General features: G+C 64.5%; 18 protein-coding genes. 12 read left to right on the top strand and 6 right to left on the bottom strand.

Features of this window, described 5'->3' with window-relative positions:
* Positions 1–175 precede the first annotated feature (175 nt).
* The 5 genes from AC56LW_RS02405 to AC56LW_RS02385 are packed head-to-tail and all read right to left on the bottom strand — an operon-like array spanning position 176 to position 4,553.
* Complete coding sequence (locus AC56LW_RS02405) at positions 176–1,519, bottom strand: sulfite reductase subunit alpha (RefSeq protein WP_499631278.1); 1,344 nt, start codon at positions 1,517–1,519, stop codon at positions 176–178.
* Complete coding sequence (locus AC56LW_RS02400) at positions 1,516–2,523, bottom strand: FAD:protein FMN transferase (protein WP_499631275.1); 1,008 nt, start codon at positions 2,521–2,523, stop codon at positions 1,516–1,518. The genes AC56LW_RS02405 and AC56LW_RS02400 overlap by 4 nt, the downstream gene beginning before the upstream one ends.
* A 15-nt stretch (positions 2,524–2,538) precedes the next feature.
* Positions 2,539–3,357: a DUF4198 domain-containing protein gene (locus AC56LW_RS02395; protein WP_499631271.1), complete on the bottom strand. Its 819-nt coding sequence runs from the start codon at positions 3,355–3,357 to the stop codon at positions 2,539–2,541.
* 21 nt (positions 3,358–3,378) lie between these two features.
* A complete protein-coding gene (locus AC56LW_RS02390; protein ID WP_332533593.1) occupies positions 3,379–3,888 on the bottom strand; it encodes a DUF2271 domain-containing protein in 510 nt (169 codons plus the stop codon).
* 32 nt (positions 3,889–3,920) lie between these two features.
* Positions 3,921–4,553 (bottom strand): PepSY-associated TM helix domain-containing protein, encoded by a 633-nt coding sequence (locus AC56LW_RS02385; RefSeq protein WP_499631268.1) that lies wholly within the window; start codon positions 4,551–4,553, stop codon positions 3,921–3,923.
* A 411-nt stretch (positions 4,554–4,964) separates the two neighbouring features.
* Here AC56LW_RS02385 and AC56LW_RS02380 point away from each other — a divergent pair, with 411 nt between their 5' ends.
* The 6 genes from AC56LW_RS02380 to AC56LW_RS02355 all read left to right on the top strand — a co-directional run bounded on the left by AC56LW_RS02380 (position 4,965) and on the right by AC56LW_RS02355 (position 12,929).
* The gene (locus AC56LW_RS02380) at positions 4,965–7,820 is read left to right on the top strand and encodes a 2-oxoglutarate dehydrogenase E1 component (RefSeq protein WP_499631265.1); all 2,856 of its coding nucleotides are present in this window, start codon (positions 4,965–4,967) and stop codon (positions 7,818–7,820) included.
* Positions 7,821–7,898: 78 nt separating this feature from the next.
* Complete coding sequence (gene odhB, locus AC56LW_RS02375) at positions 7,899–9,170, top strand: 2-oxoglutarate dehydrogenase complex dihydrolipoyllysine-residue succinyltransferase (protein ID WP_499631263.1); 1,272 nt, start codon at positions 7,899–7,901, stop codon at positions 9,168–9,170.
* A 54-nt stretch (positions 9,171–9,224) separates the two neighbouring features.
* The gene (locus AC56LW_RS02370; RefSeq protein ID WP_332530925.1) at positions 9,225–9,578 is read left to right on the top strand and encodes a PspC domain-containing protein; all 354 of its coding nucleotides are present in this window, start codon (positions 9,225–9,227) and stop codon (positions 9,576–9,578) included.
* 15 nt (positions 9,579–9,593) lie between these two features.
* Positions 9,594–11,024 carry a dihydrolipoyl dehydrogenase gene (lpdA, locus tag AC56LW_RS02365; RefSeq protein WP_499631260.1) on the top strand — a complete coding sequence of 477 codons (1,431 nt, stop codon included), beginning with the start codon at positions 9,594–9,596 and terminating at the stop codon, positions 11,022–11,024.
* Positions 11,025–11,115: 91 nt separating this feature from the next.
* The gene (gene zapE / locus AC56LW_RS02360) at positions 11,116–12,213 is read left to right on the top strand and encodes a cell division protein ZapE (RefSeq protein WP_332530926.1); all 1,098 of its coding nucleotides are present in this window, start codon (positions 11,116–11,118) and stop codon (positions 12,211–12,213) included.
* Positions 12,214–12,242: 29 nt separating this feature from the next.
* Entirely contained in the window at positions 12,243–12,929 is a 687-nt protein-coding gene (locus AC56LW_RS02355) for a hypothetical protein (RefSeq protein WP_499631257.1), read from the top strand.
* Here AC56LW_RS02355 and AC56LW_RS02350 read toward each other — a convergent pair.
* A complete protein-coding gene (locus tag AC56LW_RS02350) occupies positions 12,926–13,690 on the bottom strand; it encodes a PP2C family protein-serine/threonine phosphatase (protein ID WP_499631254.1) in 765 nt (254 codons plus the stop codon). The two genes, AC56LW_RS02355 and AC56LW_RS02350, sit on opposite strands and share 4 nt — an antisense overlap.
* Before the next feature lie 193 nt (positions 13,691–13,883).
* On the opposite strand from AC56LW_RS02350, the gene AC56LW_RS02345 reads away from it, so the two are divergent.
* From AC56LW_RS02345 to AC56LW_RS02320, 6 genes are all read left to right on the top strand, one after another.
* Entirely contained in the window at positions 13,884–14,084 is a 201-nt protein-coding gene (locus AC56LW_RS02345; RefSeq protein WP_332530929.1) for a YdcH family protein, read from the top strand.
* 48 nt (positions 14,085–14,132) lie between these two features.
* The gene (gene yoaA / locus AC56LW_RS02340; RefSeq protein ID WP_499631251.1) at positions 14,133–16,232 is read left to right on the top strand and encodes a DNA repair helicase YoaA; all 2,100 of its coding nucleotides are present in this window, start codon (positions 14,133–14,135) and stop codon (positions 16,230–16,232) included.
* A 126-nt stretch (positions 16,233–16,358) separates the two neighbouring features.
* Positions 16,359–16,592, top strand: a complete 234-nt coding sequence (locus tag AC56LW_RS02335; RefSeq protein ID WP_499631248.1) for a hypothetical protein — start codon at positions 16,359–16,361, stop codon at positions 16,590–16,592.
* 117 nt (positions 16,593–16,709) lie between these two features.
* On the top strand, positions 16,710–17,459 hold the full coding sequence (gene surE / locus AC56LW_RS02330; RefSeq protein ID WP_332530932.1) for a 5'/3'-nucleotidase SurE: 750 nt from the start codon (positions 16,710–16,712) through the stop codon (positions 17,457–17,459).
* A complete protein-coding gene (locus AC56LW_RS02325; protein WP_332530933.1) occupies positions 17,456–18,304 on the top strand; it encodes a protein-L-isoaspartate(D-aspartate) O-methyltransferase in 849 nt (282 codons plus the stop codon). Before surE ends, AC56LW_RS02325 begins: the two co-directional genes overlap by 4 nt.
* A gap of 53 nt (positions 18,305–18,357) precedes the next feature.
* Entirely contained in the window at positions 18,358–19,236 is an 879-nt protein-coding gene (locus AC56LW_RS02320; protein WP_332530934.1) for a peptidoglycan DD-metalloendopeptidase family protein, read from the top strand.
* Positions 19,237–19,241 lie beyond the last annotated feature (5 nt).

Raw genomic sequence — 19,241 nt, 5'->3', positions numbered from 1 at the left:
GGCATGGTCGGCGTGCACGCCAATCACTGGTTCATCGCCAGTACATCGCCGATCAAGCCCTAGCGCCAATCGCCCAGCGCTTTCACTATGCTCTCCGACGAACAACACGGTGCGAGTCAAGCTGGCTAATGCTGCTCGTCGCCAGCGACAGCCTCTCGCCAACAGCGACAGGACATCAGTACACGTCGCGCCGGTAGCGCCCATCGCCCATCATGGCCTCAACCGTGGCCGCGCCCAGCACCTCGACCAACGCATCATGCACGCCACCGGCCATCCCCTGCAGGCTGCCGCAGACATAGATCGCCGCGCCGTCCCGGACCCACTGGCGCAAGAGGTCAGCCTGCGCGGCAACCAGATGCTGCACATAACGTGCCGTGCTTCCGTCACGCGAAAACGCCAGGTCGAGCCGCGCAAGGGCGCCGCTGTCGCGCCATTCTTCCAGTTCGCCCCTGCACAGAAAGTCATGAGCCGCATTGCGCTCGCCGAACAGCAGCCAGTTGTCGTGGGTGCCGGCGTCGATGCGCGCCTTGAGCAGTGCGCGCAGGCCGGCTAGTCCGCTGCCGTTGCCGATCGCAATGAGTGGCCGCAGCGCATTCTCACCCAGCCGGAAGCGTGCATGCGCGCGCACCCGCAGCCGGATCGTGTCCGTTGCAAGCGCATCCGTGCAGAGCCAGCCCGACGCCGCGCCCGGCGTTCCGTCGGCACGCTGCTGCAATCGCACCAGCAACGTGAGCAGGCCTTCTGCTGGTACCGAGGCAATCGAATACTCACGGGGATGTTCCGGGTCGGCCGGCGCGCTGACTTGCGCCAGGTCGCCTGCTTCCCACGCCGGCAGCGCGCCATCCTGCGAGATCAAAGCGAGGCGATACAGCGGCGCGCCGGCGCTGCCGGGATTGAGCAGCGTGCGTTCGGCGATGCGCCACGCGCCGTAGGCGGGTGCTTCCCAGTCCGGTGCGTCGCTCGTGCCGGCCAGGTGGCTCAGGTGGTGCTGCCATGCGGCCAGCGCGTCGGGCGCGCCGCGGTCGACGTCGATGCGCTCGAACAAGCTCGTTGCGCCGCGCTCGCGCAGCCAGGCATCGAGCGCGCGGCCGAAGCCGCAGTAGTTGGTATACGTGATGTCGCCCAGGGCCAGCATGCCGAAGTGCAGCTGCGACAGGTCCGGCGTCGCGTCCATCGTCTGCGTGGCAAAACGCGCGGCGGGATCGGGCGCGTCGCCTTCGCCGTAGGTGCTGCAGACGAACAGGATGCGGCTGGCGCTGGTCAACGTAGCCAGGTCGAGCGTCGAGATGCAGGCCGCGCGCGCGTCCAGGCCTCCGAGCGCCAGCGTGGCGGCCGTCCGTTCGGCCAGAAATTCTGCGCTGCCGGTCTGGCTCGCATAGACCACAAGCCAGTCGGCTGCCACGCTACTGGGACGCGCCTTGGCCAAATGCATGCGCCACAGGCCCAGGCACATCGCAAGATAGGCGCCGGACAGCGCCAATGCGCTGCCCCAGCGCAGCGGTTCGATTGTCAGCATCATTGAAGCATCGAGCGCCAGGCGCCCGTTGTGGTTTCTTTCAAGCCGGATCCGGCGCGCACGAGAAAGCGCGCTGCAATCCCGCGTTGTTCCGCAAACGCCAGCCCGTCGTCAGGCCCCAGCACCGTCAGGGCAGTGGACAGCGCGTCGGCCGCCATGCAGGTTGGCGCCAGCACCGTGACCGAGGCCAGGTCGTGATCCACCGGATAGCCGCTGCGCGGATCGAGCGTGTGCGCCATGCGCCGCATGCCATATTGAAAACTGCGCCGGTAGTCGCCCGAGGTAGCGATCGCCAGCCCGTGCAGGGCAACGACCGTCTGCCCGACAGTCTCGCAATCGGGCACGCCCTCGACCTCGACCCACCAAGGCTGGCCATCCGGCTTGACCCCGGCGCCGCGCAATTCGCCGCCCGCTTCGACGACGAAGTGGCGCACGCTGCGATCCTCGAGGCAGGCGGCCATGCGATCGACCGCATATCCTTTAGCGACCGACGAAAAATCCAGAATCGCGCCGCCCGGCTGCAGCAGGCGCCGCCCGGCATGGTCAAGCACCGGCTGGCGCTCGCCCCGGCGCACGATAACATCAGCAACCAGCGCAACCTGCGGCGCCTGGAACCCCGGCTGGTCGTAACGCCCGCGGGCGCCGAAGCCCCACAAATCGACGAGGGCGCCGGCAGCCGGATCGTAGGCGCCGCCGCTGTCGGCCGCCACCTGCAGCGCATGCTCGGCGACGGCAAAAAACTGCGGCGGCAGCGCGTGCCAGCTGCCAGCCGGCGCGCGGTTGTAGCGCGACAGCAGGGAGTCTTCGTCCCAATGGCTCATTTGCGCAACGATCTCGTCCAGCTCGCCTTGCAGCGCGCGGGTGACTACGGCGCCATCGGCGCCCGGCGGCAGCATCAGCCGCGCCGACCAGGTCGTGCCCATCGACGTGCCGGATGTGGTGAACAGCGTGCTGCCGCCGGGCGGCATGGCCGCGTCGACGTTCAGGGGAACAAGAATGGTGCGCATCGAGCCTTTTCGCCCTTATTGCGGCAGGACGTCGAGCGTGGCCGTGTAGCTGTAGCGCTTGGCGCCCGGCGTTGGCGGCCCTTTTGGCGTCTCGAGCGGGAACTTAGCCGAGAGCCAGTACATATTCGCGTCCGGCACCGTGAACTTGACCTCGCCCTTGGCGTCGGTGGTAAAGCGCAGTTCGCCCAGCGTGCCGCGGTACTTGACGGCGCCCGGCACCATGCTGAACGGGAAGTTCGGCAGTGGCTTGCCATCGAGCTGGAAGCGGAAGGTGATCGGCTCGCCCGCGCGCAGGTCGGACGGATTGGTGACCGGCACCATTTCGAGACCGACGCCGCTTGGCTTGAGCGCCGTGTCGTTCATGTCATTGGCCGAGACGAAGGTTTCCAGGCGCGTGTGCGTGGTGCTGGTGGTCACGTCGGTGGCGCCGGCCGGCACTTGCGCGCCCGGTGTGCCTTCGACGCCGCGGAAGCGCTTGACCTCGCCACCCAGCTTGTAGCTGCCCATCACGTTGTTGCTGACGATGGCCAGGCGGTAGGTACCGTCCTTCGGCAGGCGGATGTCGATCGTGCTGCGGAATTTACCGAGCACGGCGCCTTCGGCCTTGGTCGTCACGCCATCGGGCCCCGTGATCGTCAGGTTGTCCAGGCGCAGCGGCACATGGTGGAATTCGAACAGGCCTTCCGAGATCGCGCCGTCGAGCGTGACCCACGGTTCCTTCGCTTCGACCATGGCCGTGCTGGGCAGCAGCCAGCCGCGGTGCGCCTGCGCGCTCATCGACATGCCGGCCAGGGCCAGGCCGAGCAGGGCGCCCTTGAGGATACGGTTGTGCATGGGATTCTCTCTTGATTGTTGTTATTGGAGTTCGAGGGCGACGGCGCCCAGTTCTTCCTTGCCTGCTGCATTCGCTGCGACCTTGCCCTTGCCGGTCCACGTGAACGGCACCTTGACCAGTTCACGCCCGCCCGCTTCGCGCGATGCTTCCACGACCAGCTTGTAGTCGCCGGCCGGGAGTTTGTCGAGGCCGTGCTTGGCGCCGTCGAATTTCATCGTCTGGCTGCCCGCCGGACGGGTCGCGCCGCTGACGCCATCGAGCGGGAATTTGGCGTCGCGCCCGGCCTTGCGCCACCACGTACGCAGGTCCTTGACCCATTTGTCGCCAGCAGCATCCTTTTTCAGGTCGTACAGCACGGCGAGATTGGCCGCGACGCTCTGGTCGGCGCGTTCGAGCCAGATCGCCACATACGGCTTGTGGTATTCGGCCACGTTCAGTTGCGGCAGGTCGAACTTGACGGACAGGTCGGCGGCCACGGCCCAGCCGGAAACGAGCGGCAGGGTCAGGACGAGCGAGTGGGACAGTTTCATTCTTGGTCTTCTCTCAGGTTGGAAATAAACGATCAGTGGACAAACAACAACGCCAGCACGGCTGGCAGCACGATGCCGAAGCCGATCACCGGCCAGGTCGACGGCCGGTTGGCCGCGTGGTATTTCATGATCAAAAAGCCCGTGATGCAGAACACGATGCAGGCGACCGAAAAAATGTCGATGAACCAGCTCCAGACGGCGCCCGTGTTACGGCCCTTGTGCATGTCGTTGAGCCACGAAATCCAGCCGCGGTCGGTGCGCTCGAATTCGGCGTTGCCGTCGACGGCGATGCGCAGCCAGGCGTCGCCGCCGGGGCGGGGCAGGGCAATGTAGGCGTCTTCCTCGGTCCATTCGGCGCGCTGACCACGCACATCGACAGGGAATGCGCTGTTGGTCCAGTCGGCAATGCTGCTTGGCAGCGGCACCTTGGCATCAGCGTGTTCTTCGGCCCACTGCTTGAATTGCGGAAGCAGCGGCGCCGGCAGCGTGGCTTTCAGGCGCGTGACCTCGGGCGTGGCCTTGATCAGCGCCGCGTTGTTCAGCGTCAGCCCCGTAAAGCTGAACAGCAGCATCGCCATCAGGCAGATTGCCGAGCTGATCCAGTGCCATTGGTGCAACTGCTTGAGAAACATGGCGCGGCCCGCGCCCGGGAGGCGCTGGGGCATGCCACCGGCAACGGGGGCGGGCGTACTGGTTGCTTTGGCCGATGCCGGTAACACCGGCTGGACGACATCAGGGGACGGGGCGGAGGTGGACATGCGTTAAATGATAACGATTATCATTTACAAGGTCAATGTGGTATTGACGACAACCGCACATTTGCCGGTTGGCAGCGAGTGTTCAAAAACACATTTGGAAATAAATTATTCTAGGAATGTAATCTGCCCCGCATGGGATCATGCGTTACAATCATGAGCGCAAACAGGCAGGATTTTGCACATGTATCGGTACTGAAACAGTCCTTCCCCCACAACTTGATGTCTTGAAGTGCAATCCGCTAAACGGTCAGGCCGTGTCGCGGAAGGTTAAATAACCCGCCCAACCCTCGCGAAGCGCGAAAAGAAAGGTGAGCAAGAATGATGCAACAACAAAACGCCAACTCATACCTGTTCGGCGGCAATGCCCCGTACGTGGAAGAGTTGTACGAGGCCTATCTGGACAATCCGACGTCGGTGCCAGAAAACTGGCGCGCCTACTTCGACCAGATGCAGCACGTGCCGGCCGTCGATGGCTCGAACCGTCCTGACGTCGTCCATTCATCGGTCATTGCGTCGTTCGCCGAACGCGCCAAGCAAGGCCCGATCCGCACCGTGGTCGCTTCGGCTGACTCCGAACTGGGCCGCAAGCGCGTCGCCGTGACCCAGATCACTGCCGCCTACCGTTACCTCGGTTCGCGCTGGGCCAACCTGGATCCGCTGCAGCGCCAGGAACGTCCACTGCTGCCAGAACTCGATCCTGCGTTCTACGGCTTCACCGAGTCCGACATGGACACGGTCTTCAACATCACCAATACGTATTTCGGTCAAGACACCGCGCCACTGCGCGATATCCTGAACATGCTGCGTGACACGTACACCCGCTCGATCGGTGCCGAGTTCATGTACATCAGCGATCCGACCGAAAAGCGCTGGCTGCAAGAGCGTCTCGAGTCGATCCGTTCGACCCCGACCTTCTCGGCCGAAAAGAAAAAACACATCCTCGAGCGCCTGACCGCGGCCGAAGGCCTCGAGCGTTACCTGCACACCAAGTACGTCGGCGCCAAGCGCTTCTCGCTCGAAGGTGGCGAATCGTTCATCGCGTCGATGGACGAAGTCATCCAGCGCGCCGGTGAAAAGGGCGTCCAGGAAATCGTTATCGGCATGGCCCACCGCGGCCGCCTGAACGTCCTGGTCAACACCTTGGGCAAGAGCCCGGCCGACCTGTTCGAAGAATTCGAAGGCAAGCACGCCGACGACCTGCCAGCCGGTGACGTCAAGTACCACCAGGGCTTCTCGAGCGACATCACCACGCCGGGCGGCCCGGTCCACCTGTCGCTGGCCTTCAATCCGTCCCACCTCGAGATCGTCAACCCGGTCGTCGAAGGTTCGGTCAAGGCGCGCATGGAACGCCGTGGCGACCGCAAGGGCAAGGAAGTGCTGCCGATTCTGGTGCACGGCGACGCTGCATTCGCCGGCCAGGGCGTGGTCATGGAAACCCTGAACCTGGCGCAGACCCGCGGCTACGGTACGGGCGGTACGGTCCACATCGTCATCAACAACCAGATTGGCTTCACCACATCGGACCCGCGCGATGCGCGCTCGACGCTGTACTGCTCGGACGTCGTCAAGATGATCGAAGCGCCGGTGCTGCACGTGAACGCCGACGATCCTGAATCCGTCGTGCTGGCCAGCCAGATCGCACTCGACTACCGCGCCGAATTCGGCAAGGACGTCGTCGTCGACATCATCTGCTACCGCAAGCTGGGCCACAACGAGCAGGATACGCCAGCGCTGACCCAGCCGCTGATGTACAAGAAGATCGCCAAGCACCCGGGCACCCGCAAGCTGTACGCCGAAAAGCTGGCAGCGCAGGGCACCATCGAAGCCGATGGCGGCGACAAGCTCGTCGCTGCGTTCCGCGATGCGATGGACGCCGGCAAGCACACGGTCGATCCGGTGCTGACCAACTTCAAGAACAAGTACGCCGTCGACTGGGCGCCGTTCCTGAACAAGAAGTGGACCGACGCGGCCGATACCGCCGTGCCGCTGACCGAACTGAAGCGCCTGGCGCAACGCATCACCACCACGCCAGAAAACTTCAAGCCGCACTCGCTGGTCGACAAGGTGCTGGCTGACCGCGCCAATATGGGCCGCGGCGAAGTCAACCTCGACTGGGGCATGGGTGAACACCTGGCCTACGCGTCGCTGTTGTCGTCGGGTTACGCCATCCGCCTGTCGGGCCAGGATGCGGGCCGCGGCACGTTCGTGCACCGCCACGCCGTGCTGCACGACCAGAACCGTGAACGTTGGGACCAGGGTATCTACCTGCCACTGGCCAATGTGTCCGAGAACCAGGCCAACTTCACCGTGATCGACTCGGTGCTGTCCGAAGAAGCCGTGCTCGCCTTCGAGTATGGTTTCTCGACTGCCGAACCGAACACGCTGACGATCTGGGAAGCCCAGTTCGGCGACTTCGTCAACGGCGCGCAAGTCGTCATCGACCAGTTCATCGCCTCGGGCGAAGTGAAGTGGGGCCGCGCGTCGGGCCTGGTCATGATGCTGCCACACGGCTACGAAGGCCAGGGTCCGGAGCACTCGTCGGCACGTATCGAGCGTTTCCTGCAACTGTGCGCAGACAACAATATGCAAGTGGTCCAGCCAACGACCGCCGCCCAGATCTTCCACCTGCTGCGTCGCCAGATGGTGCGCCAGTTCCGCAAGCCACTGGTCATCTTCACGCCGAAGTCGCTGCTGCGTAACAAGGATGCCGGTTCGCCGCTGACCGACCTGGCCAAGGGCGGTTTCCAGACCGTGATCGGCGAATGCGACGACAAGATCGACGCATCGAAGGTCAAGCGCGTGCTGGTCTGCTCGGGCAAGGTCTACTTCGACCTGGTCAATGCACGCAAGGCGCGCAACTTGACCGACACCGCGATCATCCGCATGGAACAGATGTACCCGTTCCCGCACAAGTCGTTCGGCGCCGAACTCAAAAAGTTCCCGAACGCCGGCGAAGTGGTGTGGGTGCAGGACGAGCCACAAAACCAGGGTCCTTGGTTCCAGATCCAGCACAACATCTTCGAAGGCATGGAAGATGGCCAGCGCCTGGCATACGCCGGCCGCGCCGCCTCGGCGTCGCCTGCGGTCGGTTATGCCGACAAGCACATCGCGCAGCAGAAAGAACTGCTGGAGACCGCGTTCTCGAAGCTCAAGGGCTTCATCCTGACGAAGTGATGCACAAGCATAAGTAAGACCACGACCCCGGCGCGACGCGTCGGGGTTTCTTGCAAAGAATAATTACTGGAGTTTTAAATGGCACAAATCGAAGTCAAGGTCCCTGTATTGTCGGAATCGGTTGCTGAAGCGACCCTGCTGTCCTGGCACAAGAAAGTCGGCGAGTCCGTCGATCGCGACGAGAACATGATCGACATCGAGACCGACAAGGTGGTCCTGGAACTGCCAGCGCCAAGCGCCGGCGTGATCGTGCAACTGCTCAAGGCCGACGGCGCAACCGTCGTCGCCGGTGAAGTCATTGCCGTCATCGACACCGAAGCATCGGCGCAGACCAGCCCGCTGCCAGTGAAAGCCATTCCATCGGCCGCGCCAAACGCACCGATCGCTGCTGCTCCATCGCAAGCGGCTCCGGAAGCTGCCTCGAACCAGTCGAAAGCCGGCGTGGCGATGCCTGCCGCTGCCAAGATCCTGGCTGACAACAACATGAACGCCGCTGGCGTCGATGGTTCGGGCCGTGATGGTCGCGTGACCAAGGGCGACGCCCTGGCCGCCGTTGCCAACAAGCCAGCCGCTGCACCAGCACCAGCTGCCGCACCTGCCAAAGCGCCACTGCAGCAAGTCGCTGCCGCCGCGCCTGCCAGCCAGGGCGACCGTCCGGAAGAGCGCGTGCCGATGAGCCGCCTGCGCGCCCGTATCGCCGAGCGCCTGCTGCAATCGCAGTCGACCAACGCCATCCTGACCACGTTCAACGAAGTGAACATGGCGCCAGTCATGGACCTGCGTAACAAGTACAAGGACAAGTTCGAGAAAGAGCACGGCGTCAAGCTGGGCTTCATGTCGTTCTTCGTCAAGGCTGCCGTTGCCGCACTGAAGAAGTACCCAGTGCTGAACGCGTCGGTCGACGGTAACGACATCGTCTACCACGGCTACTTCGACATCGGTATCGCTGTCGGTTCGCCACGTGGCCTGGTGGTTCCGATCCTGCGCAACGCCGACCAGATGTCGATCGCCGACATCGAAAAGAAAATCGGTGAATTCGGCCAGAAAGCCAAAGAAGGCAAGCTGACCCTGGACGATCTGAACGGCGGTACGTTCTCGATCTCGAACGGCGGCGTGTTCGGTTCGATGATGTCGACCCCGATCATCAACCCACCACAGTCGGCCATCCTGGGCGTGCACGCGACCAAGGACCGCGCGGTTGTCGAAAACGGTCAGATCGTGATCCGTCCGATGAACTACCTGGCCATGTCGTACGACCACCGCATCATCGACGGCCGCGAAGCCGTCCTGGGCCTGGTCGCAATGAAGGATGCGCTGGAAGATCCGGCCCGCCTGCTGCTGGACCTGTAAGTCTCAACCTGGCCGGCGCCCCGTGGCGCCGGTCATAGTTTGCCGGAGAACGACATGCTGTCAGACGAAATCAAGCGGCTGCACGAGCTGCACCAGGCGGGCGCGCTGTCCGACGCCGAATTCGAACAGGCCAAGGCGCGCATTTTGTCCGGCGCGTCTACCGTCAGCCTGACGAAAGAGAGCGCATTCACGAGCGGCTCGTCGTTCGACACGCACCGCGATGATCTGCTGAGTGGCCTGCGCCGCACGCGGCTCGATCGCTGGCTCGGCGGCGTGTGTGGCGGCCTGGCGCGCACCTATGGCCTCGAGTCGTGGGTCTGGCGCCTGATCTTCGTGCTGTTCGTCCTGACGTTCGGCTTCGGCATCCTGATCTACCTGCTGCTGTGGGTATTTGTTCCGGAAGAATAAAAAAGGAATCATGTAATGAGCGATAAACAATTTGACGTAGTCGTCATCGGCGGCGGTCCTGGCGGTTACATTGCTGCCATCCGCGCAGCCCAGCTGGGCTTCAAGGTTGCCTGTATCGACGAATGGAGCAACGCTGCCGGCAAGCCTGCGCCGGGCGGCACCTGCACCAACGTCGGCTGCATCCCGTCGAAAGCACTGCTGCAGTCGTCCGAGCACTTCGAGCACGCCGGTCACGCGTTTGCCGACCACGGCATTAACGTCTCGGGCCTCGAGCTCGACCTGGGCAAGATGCTGGGTCGCAAGGACACGATCGTCAAGCAGAACAACGACGGCATCCTGTTCCTGTTCAAGAAAAACAAGGTCAGCTTCTTCCACGGCCGCGGCGCGTTCGCCGGCACTGCCGAAGGCGGTTACACCATCAACGTCAGCGGCCCGACCACCGACACGCTGACCGCCAAGAACGTGGTCATCGCGACCGGTTCGAACGCACGCCAGCTGCCAGGCGCCGAATTCGACGAGAAACTGATCCTGTCGAACGCCGGTGCACTGGCGATCGATGCAGTCCCGGGCAAGCTGGGCGTGATCGGCGCCGGCGTCATTGGCCTCGAAATGGGCAGCGTCTGGCGCCGTGTCGGCGCTGACGTCACCGTGCTCGAGGGTCTGCCGACCTTCCTGGGCGCCGTCGACGAGCAGATCGCCAAAGAAGCGCACAAGCTGTTCGTCAAGCAGGGCCTCAAAATCAACCTCGGTTGCAAGATCGGCGCGATCACCAAGGGCGAGAACAACGTCACCGTGGCGTATGCCGACAGCACCGGCGCCGAGCAGAGCGTTACGTTCGACCGCCTGATCATCTCGATCGGCCGCGTGCCGAACACGATCGGCCTGAACGCCGAAGCCGTGGGCGTGCAGCTCGACGAGCGTGGCTTTGTCGTCGTCGACGACGAGTGCCGTACCAACCTGCCAGGCGTGTGGGCAGTGGGCGACGTCGTGCGCGGCCCGATGCTGGCGCACAAGGCCGAAGAAGAAGGCGTTGCCGTGGCCGAGCGTATCGCCGGTCAGCATGGTCACGTCAACTTCAACACGATTCCTTGGGTGATCTACACGTCGCCAGAGATCTCGTGGGTCGGCAAGACCGAGCAGCAGCTCAAGGCCGAAGGCATCGCCTACAAGGCCGGCACCTTCCCGTTCATGGCCAATGGCCGTGCGCGCGCACTGGGTGACACGTCGGGTATGGTCAAGTTCCTGGCCGATGCCACGACCGACGAAATCCTGGGCGTGCACATCGTGGGCCCAATGGCGTCCGAGCTGATTTCGGAAGCCGTCGTCGCGATGGAGTTCAAGGCCTCGGCCGAAGACATCGCGCGCATCTGCCACGCGCACCCGTCGCTGTCCGAAGCCACCAAAGAAGCCGCTCTGGCGGTGGACAAGCGTTCGCTGAACTTCTAAGCAGCAGAAACTTCGCCGGCATGCTTGCCGGCGCGTGAACTCCATGGGGTGGTCGGCGTCGCCGTCCACCCCATGTTTTTATCGGTATCCCATGAACGTTCAAGAATATTATGTGCACGAGCTTAACGCGCGTGGTTTCACGTCCGACCCCGCGCAGCAAATGGCAGTGGACCGCCTGCAGCAGGCGTACGACGACTGGGTCGCCTACAAGGCCCAGCGGTCGTCCGCTTTCAAGCGTCTGATCAACCGTCCCACGGTGCCCAAGGGCGTCTACATGTGGGGCGGGGTGGGGCGCGGCAAATCGTTCCTGATGGACTCGTTCTACTCGGTCGTGCCGGTGGTGCGCAAGACGCGCCTGCACTTCCATGAATTCATGCGCGCTGTCCACGGGCAACTGGATGAACTGAAGGGCGTGGCCGATCCGCTCGACGAAGTGGCCAAGCGCATCGCCAAGAAATACCGGCTGATCTGCTTCGATGAATTCCACGTCTCGGACATCGCCGATGCGATGATCCTGTACAACCTGCTCAAGGCGCTGTTCGATAATGGCGTGAGCTTCGTGATGACGTCGAACTACGAGCCGTCGACGCTGTACCCGGACGGCCTGCACCGCGACCGCATGCTGCCCACCATCGCGCTGCTGCAGGCCAAGCTGGACGTGCTGAACGTCGATGCCGGCAACGATTACCGCAAGCGCGCGCTCGAGCAGGTCGAAGCGTATTACACGCCGCTCAATGCCGCATCCGACCGCGCCTTGCGCGATGCCTATGCCAAGGTAGCCGACATCGCCGACGAAGCGCCGATCGTGCACATCGAGAACCGCGAAATCCGCGCGCTGCGCCGTGCCGGCGGCGTGATCTGGTTCGATTTCGCCACGCTGTGCGGCGGCCCGCGCTCGCAGAACGATTACCTGGAACTGGCCAGCCAGTTCCACACGGTGGTGTTGTCCGGTATTCCGGCGATGTCGGCGTCGCAGTCGTCCGAAGCGCGCCGCTTCACCTGGCTGATCGACGTGTTCTATGACCACAAGGTCAAGCTGATCATGTCCGCGGCGGTCGAGCCCGAAGAACTCTACACGCAAGGCCAGCTGGCCAATGAATTCCACCGGACCGTATCGCGTATCATCGAGATGCAGTCGCGCGAATACATGCTCTCCGAGCGGCGCGGCGCGGCCGACAAGATCGCCTGATACGGCCAGGCACGACAACAAGGATCCACATGACACGCATTACCACGCTGCGCGCAGGCGCGCTGCTGGCCCTGGCAAGCCTGCTGGCGGCCTGCTCGACGACACAGCCGGCCGCGCCGGAGGTGCCGCCGCCCGCATCGACCTCGACCGCGCAGGCCCAGCAGCGCCTGGAAGCCGTGGCCGCAGAGCGCCGCGCCATCGAAACCCGCTACGCCGAACGCGAAGTGGTCTGCTACGACAAATTCTTCGTGACCCGTTGCCTGGACGAGGCAAGCGAGCAGCAGCGCGTGGCGCTGCTGGAGCAGCGCGCCATCGAGATCGAAGCGTCGCGCTACCTGCGCCAGGCCAAGGTCGATGAGCGCGACCGCGCGCTGGCCGTGTCCGAAGCGGCCTTCCAGAAAGAAGAAGCCGAGCTGGCGGCCAATCCACCGGACGTCAAGGCGCCACCAAGTACTGCCTTGCCAGCGCCGCGCACGACGCCGGCGGAGTCGCGCGCAGCCCGCACCAAACGCCTGCAGGAGAACGCGGCCCGCACCCAGAGCGCCCAGGCGAGGGCAGCCCAGAATGTGGCGGCGGCCGAAGCACGGCGTGTGGAATCGATCGAGCGTCAGAAGCAGGTCGCGCGTCGTGTCGCCGAGCGCGAGGCAAAGGCCGCCAAGCGCGCCGCTGACGACGCGGCAAAGAAGGCGGGCCAGCCGCCTGCAGCGAGCAACTAGGCGCTGGGCGGTTTGACCAGTTTGACGATGGCCATGGTGCAATTACCGCCCTTGCCCTGAGAACGCTCACCGGCTTTGCTGATGAGCTTTTCGGCGGCCTGGCGCGGCGTGGACTTGGCGGTTACGGCGGCCAGTTCGGCGTCGGTGAAGAAGTGCCACAGGCCATCGGAGCCGAGCAGGAAGCTGTCGCCGGCGACCAGCCCCGTGTGGCTGCCAGTCGTAACGAACGGCTCCTTGCGGCTGTTTCCCAGTACATTGAGCAGCAGCTTGGAGCGGCGGTGATTGCGCGCCGCATCAGCAGGCAGGCGGTCGCTCGAGATCAGGTGCTCGACATAGGCGACGTCGCTCGTGCGCATCGCGCACTTGTCGTGCTCGAAGCGGTACAGGCGCGAGTCGCCCACGTGGGCCCAGACCGCCTCACCATGCGGACTGATGACCAGGCCGACGAAGCTGGCATGGAGTTCGGTTTTGCCGGCGACGGCGTTCATCTTGATTACCGTGTGGGTTTCGCTGATGATCTCGTGCAGAAGCTGGGCGAGGCGCTCGATGTCCGGATGGTCGCCCGGCTTGAATTCGTCGAATACCTGGCGCGCCGTGTGCAACACCTGTTCGGCCCCGGCCGGGCTGGCGATGCCGTCAGAGAGCACCGCGAGCACATAGCCGGGCGCGCGCGCGCCCGTAAGCAGGGCGGCGCGATCGTTTTGTTGGGGACGGTTACCGATGTGTTGCGCGGTACCCGCTTCGATCCTGTAGGAAGTCATAAATGCTTGTTTTCTTAGGCCTGACGCCAATCTTTGTTGGCGGCAATGACCGCGTGGATTAAACTATGCACCGAGAACCAACCAACAAGCAAGAAGATTTGCTTACGGCAATACTGGAAGGCCCGCTGCGCCAGCGCCGACCGGCTCCCATTCCCACAATCCCATCTGTAAACACTGTTTGGAACAGACCATCATGATCGATGTCCAGGACATCCAGCGCCGTATTATTGAACTCGATGTGGAACACCGCGACCTCGATGCCGTCATCGCCATGTTGACGGCGGACGGTCACGCCGACGGGTTACAACTGCGCCGCCTCAAAAAGCGTAAACTGCAGCTCAAAGATCATATTACGCTGCTGAAGATGCAGCTGGTCCCCGATATCCCGGCCTGAGCCATTGCTGCAAGCCACGTTTCTTCAAGATAAGTTACGACACATACATTGACCGACCATCTCCCTGTTCCCGGCCCTGCCGCAGAGCCGGCCGGGACGGCTGGGTCGGCCACTGGCGCCCTGGAAGCACATTCCGCCGCGTCGACCGACTCCGCTATCCCTGCCGGCAAGTACGACGCTGACCTCGACCGCCTGTTCGGTGCGGGCGGCCCGCTCGCGCCCGCCGTCGGCACCTTCAAGCCACGCCAGGCCCAGACCGAGATGGCCAAGGCCGTCGCCCACGCCATCGACAACCAGCAAGTGCTCATGGCCGAGGCCGGTACGGGCACCGGCAAGACCTTCGCCTACCTGGTCCCGGCGCTGCTGTGGGGCGGCAAGACGATCGTCTCGACCGGCACCAAGAACCTGCAGGACCAGTTGTTCATGCGCGATATCCCGACCATCCGCGCCGCGCTGCGCGCACCGGTGTCGGTGGCGCTGCTCAAGGGCCGCTCGAACTACGTCTGCCATTTCCATCTCGAGCGCACGCTGCAGAATGGCCGTCTGACTTCACGCGATGACGTCGGCCACCTGCGCGAAATTTCGCGCTTCATCAAAATGACCAACTCGGGCGACAAGGCCGAGCTGGCCAAGGTGCCCGAAACCGCCACGGTCTGGAACCTCGTCACGTCCACGCGCGACACCTGCATGGGCGCCGAATGCCAGTACTACCAGGACTGTTTCGTCATGAAGGCCCGGCGCGAAGCGCAGCAGGCCGACATCGTCGTCGTCAACCACCACCTGTTCTTTGCCGATGTGGCGCTGAAGGACACCGGCGTGGCCGAGCTGCTGCCGTCGGCCAACACCATCATCTTCGATGAGGCGCACCAGCTGCCCGACACGGCGACGCTGTTCTTCGGCCAGTCGGTGTCGACGTCGCAGGTGCTCGAACTGTGCCGTGACGTGCTGGCCGAAGGCCTGGCGCATGCGCGTGGTGGCCCGGACTGGGCCAAGGTGGTGACCGTGGTCGAGAAAGCGGCGCGCGACCTGCGCCTGGCGTTTGGTGAAGGCAATCTGCGCCTGTCGCTGCCGCAGATCATGCCGACGTCGCAGTTCTTCCCGGCGCTCGACAAGCTCAAGGCCGAGCTTGCGGGGATGATCACCGTGCTTGAAGAAAACGCCGCGCGCGCCGAAACAATCGAAGCCTGCCGCGTGCGGGCGCACGACCTGGCCGCCGCCATCGACGGCTGGAAGCCCGATGCCAAGGCGCCTGCCGCCGAGCAGGCGGTGCTGTGGGCCGAAGCGTTCGCGTCGTCGCTGCAGTTGCACAAGACGCCGCTGTCGATCGCACCGATCTTCTCCAACCAGCGCGAAGGCACGCCGCGCAGCTGGATCTTCACGTCGGCAACGCTGGCAGTCAAAAACGACTTCAAGCATTTCTCCGACCAGCTTGGGCTGACGGGCGAGCCGGCCAAGACCTGGCCGAGCCCGTTCGATTACGTGAACCAGGGCTTGCTGTACGTGCCGACCGGCTTGCCGGAACCGCAGGCCGCCGTCTACACCGATGCCGTCGTCGACGCCGCGCTGCCGGTGATCAAGGCGGCTGGCGGGCGCACGTTCTTCCTGTGCACGACGATCCGCGCCGTGAACAAGGTGGCGGAGCGCCTGCGGGTCGAGTTTGCCGAGCGCGGCTGGGATTTCCCGCTGTTCGTGCAGGGCGAGCGGGGCCGCACTGAATTGCTCGATTCGTTCCGCACCGCCGGCAATGCCGTGCTGGTGGGCAGCCAGAGCTTCTGGGAAGGCGTCGATGTCCGCGGCGATGCGCTGTCGCTCGTGATCATCGACAAGCTGCCATTCGCGCCGCCGGACGATCCGGTGCTGGCCGCGCGTATCGAGGTCATGGAAAAGCAGGGGCTCAACGGCTTCATGCACCACCAGTTGCCCGAGGCGATCATCACGCTCAAGCAGGGGGCAGGGCGCCTGATCCGCGACGTCGACGACCGGGGCGTGTTGATGATCTGCGACCCGCGCCTCATCACCAAGCCGTACGGACGCCGCATCTGGCAGAGCCTGCCGTCGTTCAAGCGCACGCGGGTGCAGGAAGACGTGCTGCGCTTCTTCGATCCGGCGGCAGCAGAGGACGATGACAGCGCCGTCGGCGCGGCGTGAACATGCTTACGGCCGGTCTTCTCCTGTCCGGCCGCAAGCGGTGGCCCTGACAGGCACGCTAGGATTGGCCGGATTGCGCCGTTTTTTACCGCCTGGCACGCTGTCCTTTCATTCATGAGGCGCCGCATGGACCAATCCGGCACATTGTTCGCGGCCCTCGATGCCCAGGAGGCATTGGCGCAAACGCTCGCGCGGCAGCATGAGCCCGGGCGTGCGCGCACGGTGCTCGAAGGCGTGCTCGATGCGCGGCGGCGCCAGCAGGGCAGCGAGCATGGCGGCACTCGGGCGCCTGAACGACGGCGGGTGAGCGTGGTTTTTTGGCCGTTGCTGCTCTTGCTACGCCGCTTGTCAATTCGCTAAGACATCGCTCACGGTGGCGTGCCAAAGCGGCATCCAGCGTCCCGGATCATGAAATCCGGCTGCATTTTTCCGCCACCAGGTGTCGATACAAGCGTTGCTTCAGGTAAAATCGCCTCCATGCGGATACTGATTAGCAACGACGATGGCTATCTCGCGCCTGGCATCCAGGCGCTGGCGGACGCGCTCGCGCCAATCGCCGAGATCGTTGTCGTCGCGCCCGACAGCAACCGCTCGGGCGCATCCAACTCGCTGACACTCGACCGTCCCCTGTCGGTCCACAAGGCGGCCAACGGCTTTTACTTCACCAATGGCACGCCGACCGACTGCGTGCACATCGCGCTGACCGGGATGTCCGACGCGTTGCCCGACCTCGTGGTTTCCGGCATCAACAATGGCCAGAACATGGGCGACGACACGCTGTATTCCGGCACCGTGGCTGCGGCCACCGAAGCCTATCTGTTCGGCGTGCCGGCCATCGCGTTCTCTCAGGTCAACAGCGGCTGGGCCCACGTGGACGATGCGGCCCGCGTGGCACGCGACATCGTGGAGCGCTTCGCTGCGGGCGGGTTTGCCGCCTTGCCGTCGCCGTTCCTGCTCAACGTGAACATCCCGAACCTGCCGTACGAGCAGATCGGCCCGCTGACGCCGGCCCGCCTCGGCCGCCGCCACCAGGCCGAACCCGTCATCCGCGCCCAGGATCCGCGCGGGCGCGAGATCTTCTGGATCGGCGCGCCCGGCGCCTGCCTCGATGCGGGCGAGGGCACCGATTTTCACGCCACGTCGCAGGGGCGGGTGTCGATCACGCCGCTGCAGATTGACCTCACCCACAAGACCCAGCTCGATCTGCTGGCTGGAGCCTTGCCATGAAGGACGCGCGTCCGAACTTCCCGTTGCCCCTCTCATCGACGACCAGCGGCATGCGCAAGCCCGGCGCGCCAGCGCCGGTGTTCACGCCACAGACCGCGACCCGCAACGCCGCCAGCGGCAGCAAGGCGCCGCCGGAGGCCGGGCCGGCCGCACGCGCGCCTGGCTATGTGCAGGCCGCGACCGGCGCGCCGACCGCCCAGCGTTCGGACCTGGCTGCCACCGAAGCGGTGCGCCGCGCGATGGTCACGCGCATCGCGCGCCAGGGCGTCAACGATCCGCAGGTGCTGCGCGCCATGGAAATCGTGCCGCGCCATCTGTTCCTCGAGCCCGCGATGTCGGGCCAGGCATATGTCGATGCGTCGCTGCCGATCGGCCATCAGCAGACAATGTCGCAGCCGTACATCGTGGCGCGCATGATCGACATGATGTGCGCTGGCCGCAAGCTCGAACGCGTGCTGGAGATCGGCACGGGCTGCGGCTATCAGGCCGCGGTGCTGTCGTTCGTCGCAAAGGACGTGTATTCGATCGAGCGCATCAAGGCGCTGCACGAGCTTGCCAAAACCAATCTGCGCCCGATGCGCATATCGAACCTGCGTTTGCAGTATGGCGATGGTATGTTAGGCTTGCCGCAGGTGGCGCCGTTCGACGGTATCATTCTCGCGGCCGCCGGCCTCGATGTGCCGCGCGCGCTGCTTGAGCAGCTGGCCATCGGTGCGCATCTGGTCGCGCCCGTTGGCGCCGAGGTGCAGCACCTGCACCGCATAACCCGCACCGGCAAGGCCGAGTGGACCAGCGAAACGCTGGAAGCGTGCCACTTCGTGCCCCTGCGCCCGGGCACCATCTAATTTCAATCTGGGCCGCCAGGCCCGCAGTACGCCGACAAGACTAAAGAATGCCAATGACACAAGCTCCGCGTTTCGCCCTCCTGACGATCATCATCGGCCTCGTTGCCGGCTGTTCCACCACGACCCGCCAGGCGCCCGTCGTCGAGCGCGGTACCGCACCCGTCCAGACCCGCCCGGCCCCGGTGCGTGTCGACGATACCCCCAAGCACGACGAGCGCGGCATGTACACCGTGCGCAAGGGCGACACGCTGCTGCGCATCGCCTTCGACTTCGGCCAGAACTACCGCGACCTGGTGGACTGGAACAAGCTGGCCAATCCGGACGACATCAAGGTCGGCCAGGTGCTGCGCGTGAGCCCGCCGGGCGGTGAGCGCACGGCCAACGTCCAGACCCAGCCGATTCCGATGCCGCCGGCCGCCAGCGCGCCGCGCAAGACCGAGCCGCGCGTCGACAAGAAGCCAGCCACCGAGACCACGGTGGCCGATACGCGCCCGAGCGTCCCGGCTGTCACGCCGGTCGTGCCGGCAGCGCCAGCAGCCCCGGTTGCCGGTGCCAGCGACGAAGCGCGCCTGAGCTGGATGTGGCCATCGGAAGGGCGTGTCATCGCCACCTTCGACGACGGCCGCAACAAGGGCCTGGACATCGCCGGCAGGGCTGGCCAGCCCGTGGTGGCCGCCGGTTCCGGCAAGGTCATGTACGCTGGCAGCGGGATTCGCGGTTATGGTAACCTCGTCATCGTCAAGCATAGCAACAGCCTGTTGTCGGCCTACGCGCACAATCGCAAGATTGTCGTGAAGGAAGGCGACAACGTGGCCAAGGGCCAACTGATCGCCGAAATGGGCGATTCCGACGCCGACCTGGTCAAGCTGCACTTCGAGATTCGCCAGCAGGGCAAGCCGGTCGACCCGACGAGGTTCCTGCCCGTTCGATAGGATGG

Source organism: Telluria sp. LT2P80 (assembly GCF_059685955.1).
This window is presented reverse-complemented; position numbering and strand designations above follow the sequence as displayed.

Coding starts and splice junctions, on each gene's coding strand:
- AC56LW_RS02405 (WP_499631278.1), bottom strand. CDS start 1,519: ATGATGCTGACAATCGAACCGCTGCGCTGGGGCAGCGCATTGGCGCTG.
- AC56LW_RS02400 (WP_499631275.1), bottom strand. CDS start 2,523: ATGCGCACCATTCTTGTTCCCCTGAACGTCGACGCGGCCATGCCGCCC.
- AC56LW_RS02395 (WP_499631271.1), bottom strand. CDS start 3,357: ATGCACAACCGTATCCTCAAGGGCGCCCTGCTCGGCCTGGCCCTGGCC.
- AC56LW_RS02390 (WP_332533593.1), bottom strand. CDS start 3,888: ATGAAACTGTCCCACTCGCTCGTCCTGACCCTGCCGCTCGTTTCCGGC.
- AC56LW_RS02385 (WP_499631268.1), bottom strand. CDS start 4,553: ATGCCCCAGCGCCTCCCGGGCGCGGGCCGCGCCATGTTTCTCAAGCAG.
- AC56LW_RS02380 (WP_499631265.1), top strand. CDS start 4,965: ATGATGCAACAACAAAACGCCAACTCATACCTGTTCGGCGGCAATGCC.
- odhB (WP_499631263.1), top strand. CDS start 7,899: ATGGCACAAATCGAAGTCAAGGTCCCTGTATTGTCGGAATCGGTTGCT.
- AC56LW_RS02370 (WP_332530925.1), top strand. CDS start 9,225: ATGCTGTCAGACGAAATCAAGCGGCTGCACGAGCTGCACCAGGCGGGC.
- lpdA (WP_499631260.1), top strand. CDS start 9,594: ATGAGCGATAAACAATTTGACGTAGTCGTCATCGGCGGCGGTCCTGGC.
- zapE (WP_332530926.1), top strand. CDS start 11,116: ATGAACGTTCAAGAATATTATGTGCACGAGCTTAACGCGCGTGGTTTC.
- AC56LW_RS02355 (WP_499631257.1), top strand. CDS start 12,243: ATGACACGCATTACCACGCTGCGCGCAGGCGCGCTGCTGGCCCTGGCA.
- AC56LW_RS02350 (WP_499631254.1), bottom strand. CDS start 13,690: ATGACTTCCTACAGGATCGAAGCGGGTACCGCGCAACACATCGGTAAC.
- AC56LW_RS02345 (WP_332530929.1), top strand. CDS start 13,884: ATGATCGATGTCCAGGACATCCAGCGCCGTATTATTGAACTCGATGTG.
- AC56LW_RS02335 (WP_499631248.1), top strand. CDS start 16,359: ATGGACCAATCCGGCACATTGTTCGCGGCCCTCGATGCCCAGGAGGCA.
- surE (WP_332530932.1), top strand. CDS start 16,710: ATGCGGATACTGATTAGCAACGACGATGGCTATCTCGCGCCTGGCATC.
- AC56LW_RS02325 (WP_332530933.1), top strand. CDS start 17,456: ATGAAGGACGCGCGTCCGAACTTCCCGTTGCCCCTCTCATCGACGACC.
- AC56LW_RS02320 (WP_332530934.1), top strand. CDS start 18,358: ATGACACAAGCTCCGCGTTTCGCCCTCCTGACGATCATCATCGGCCTC.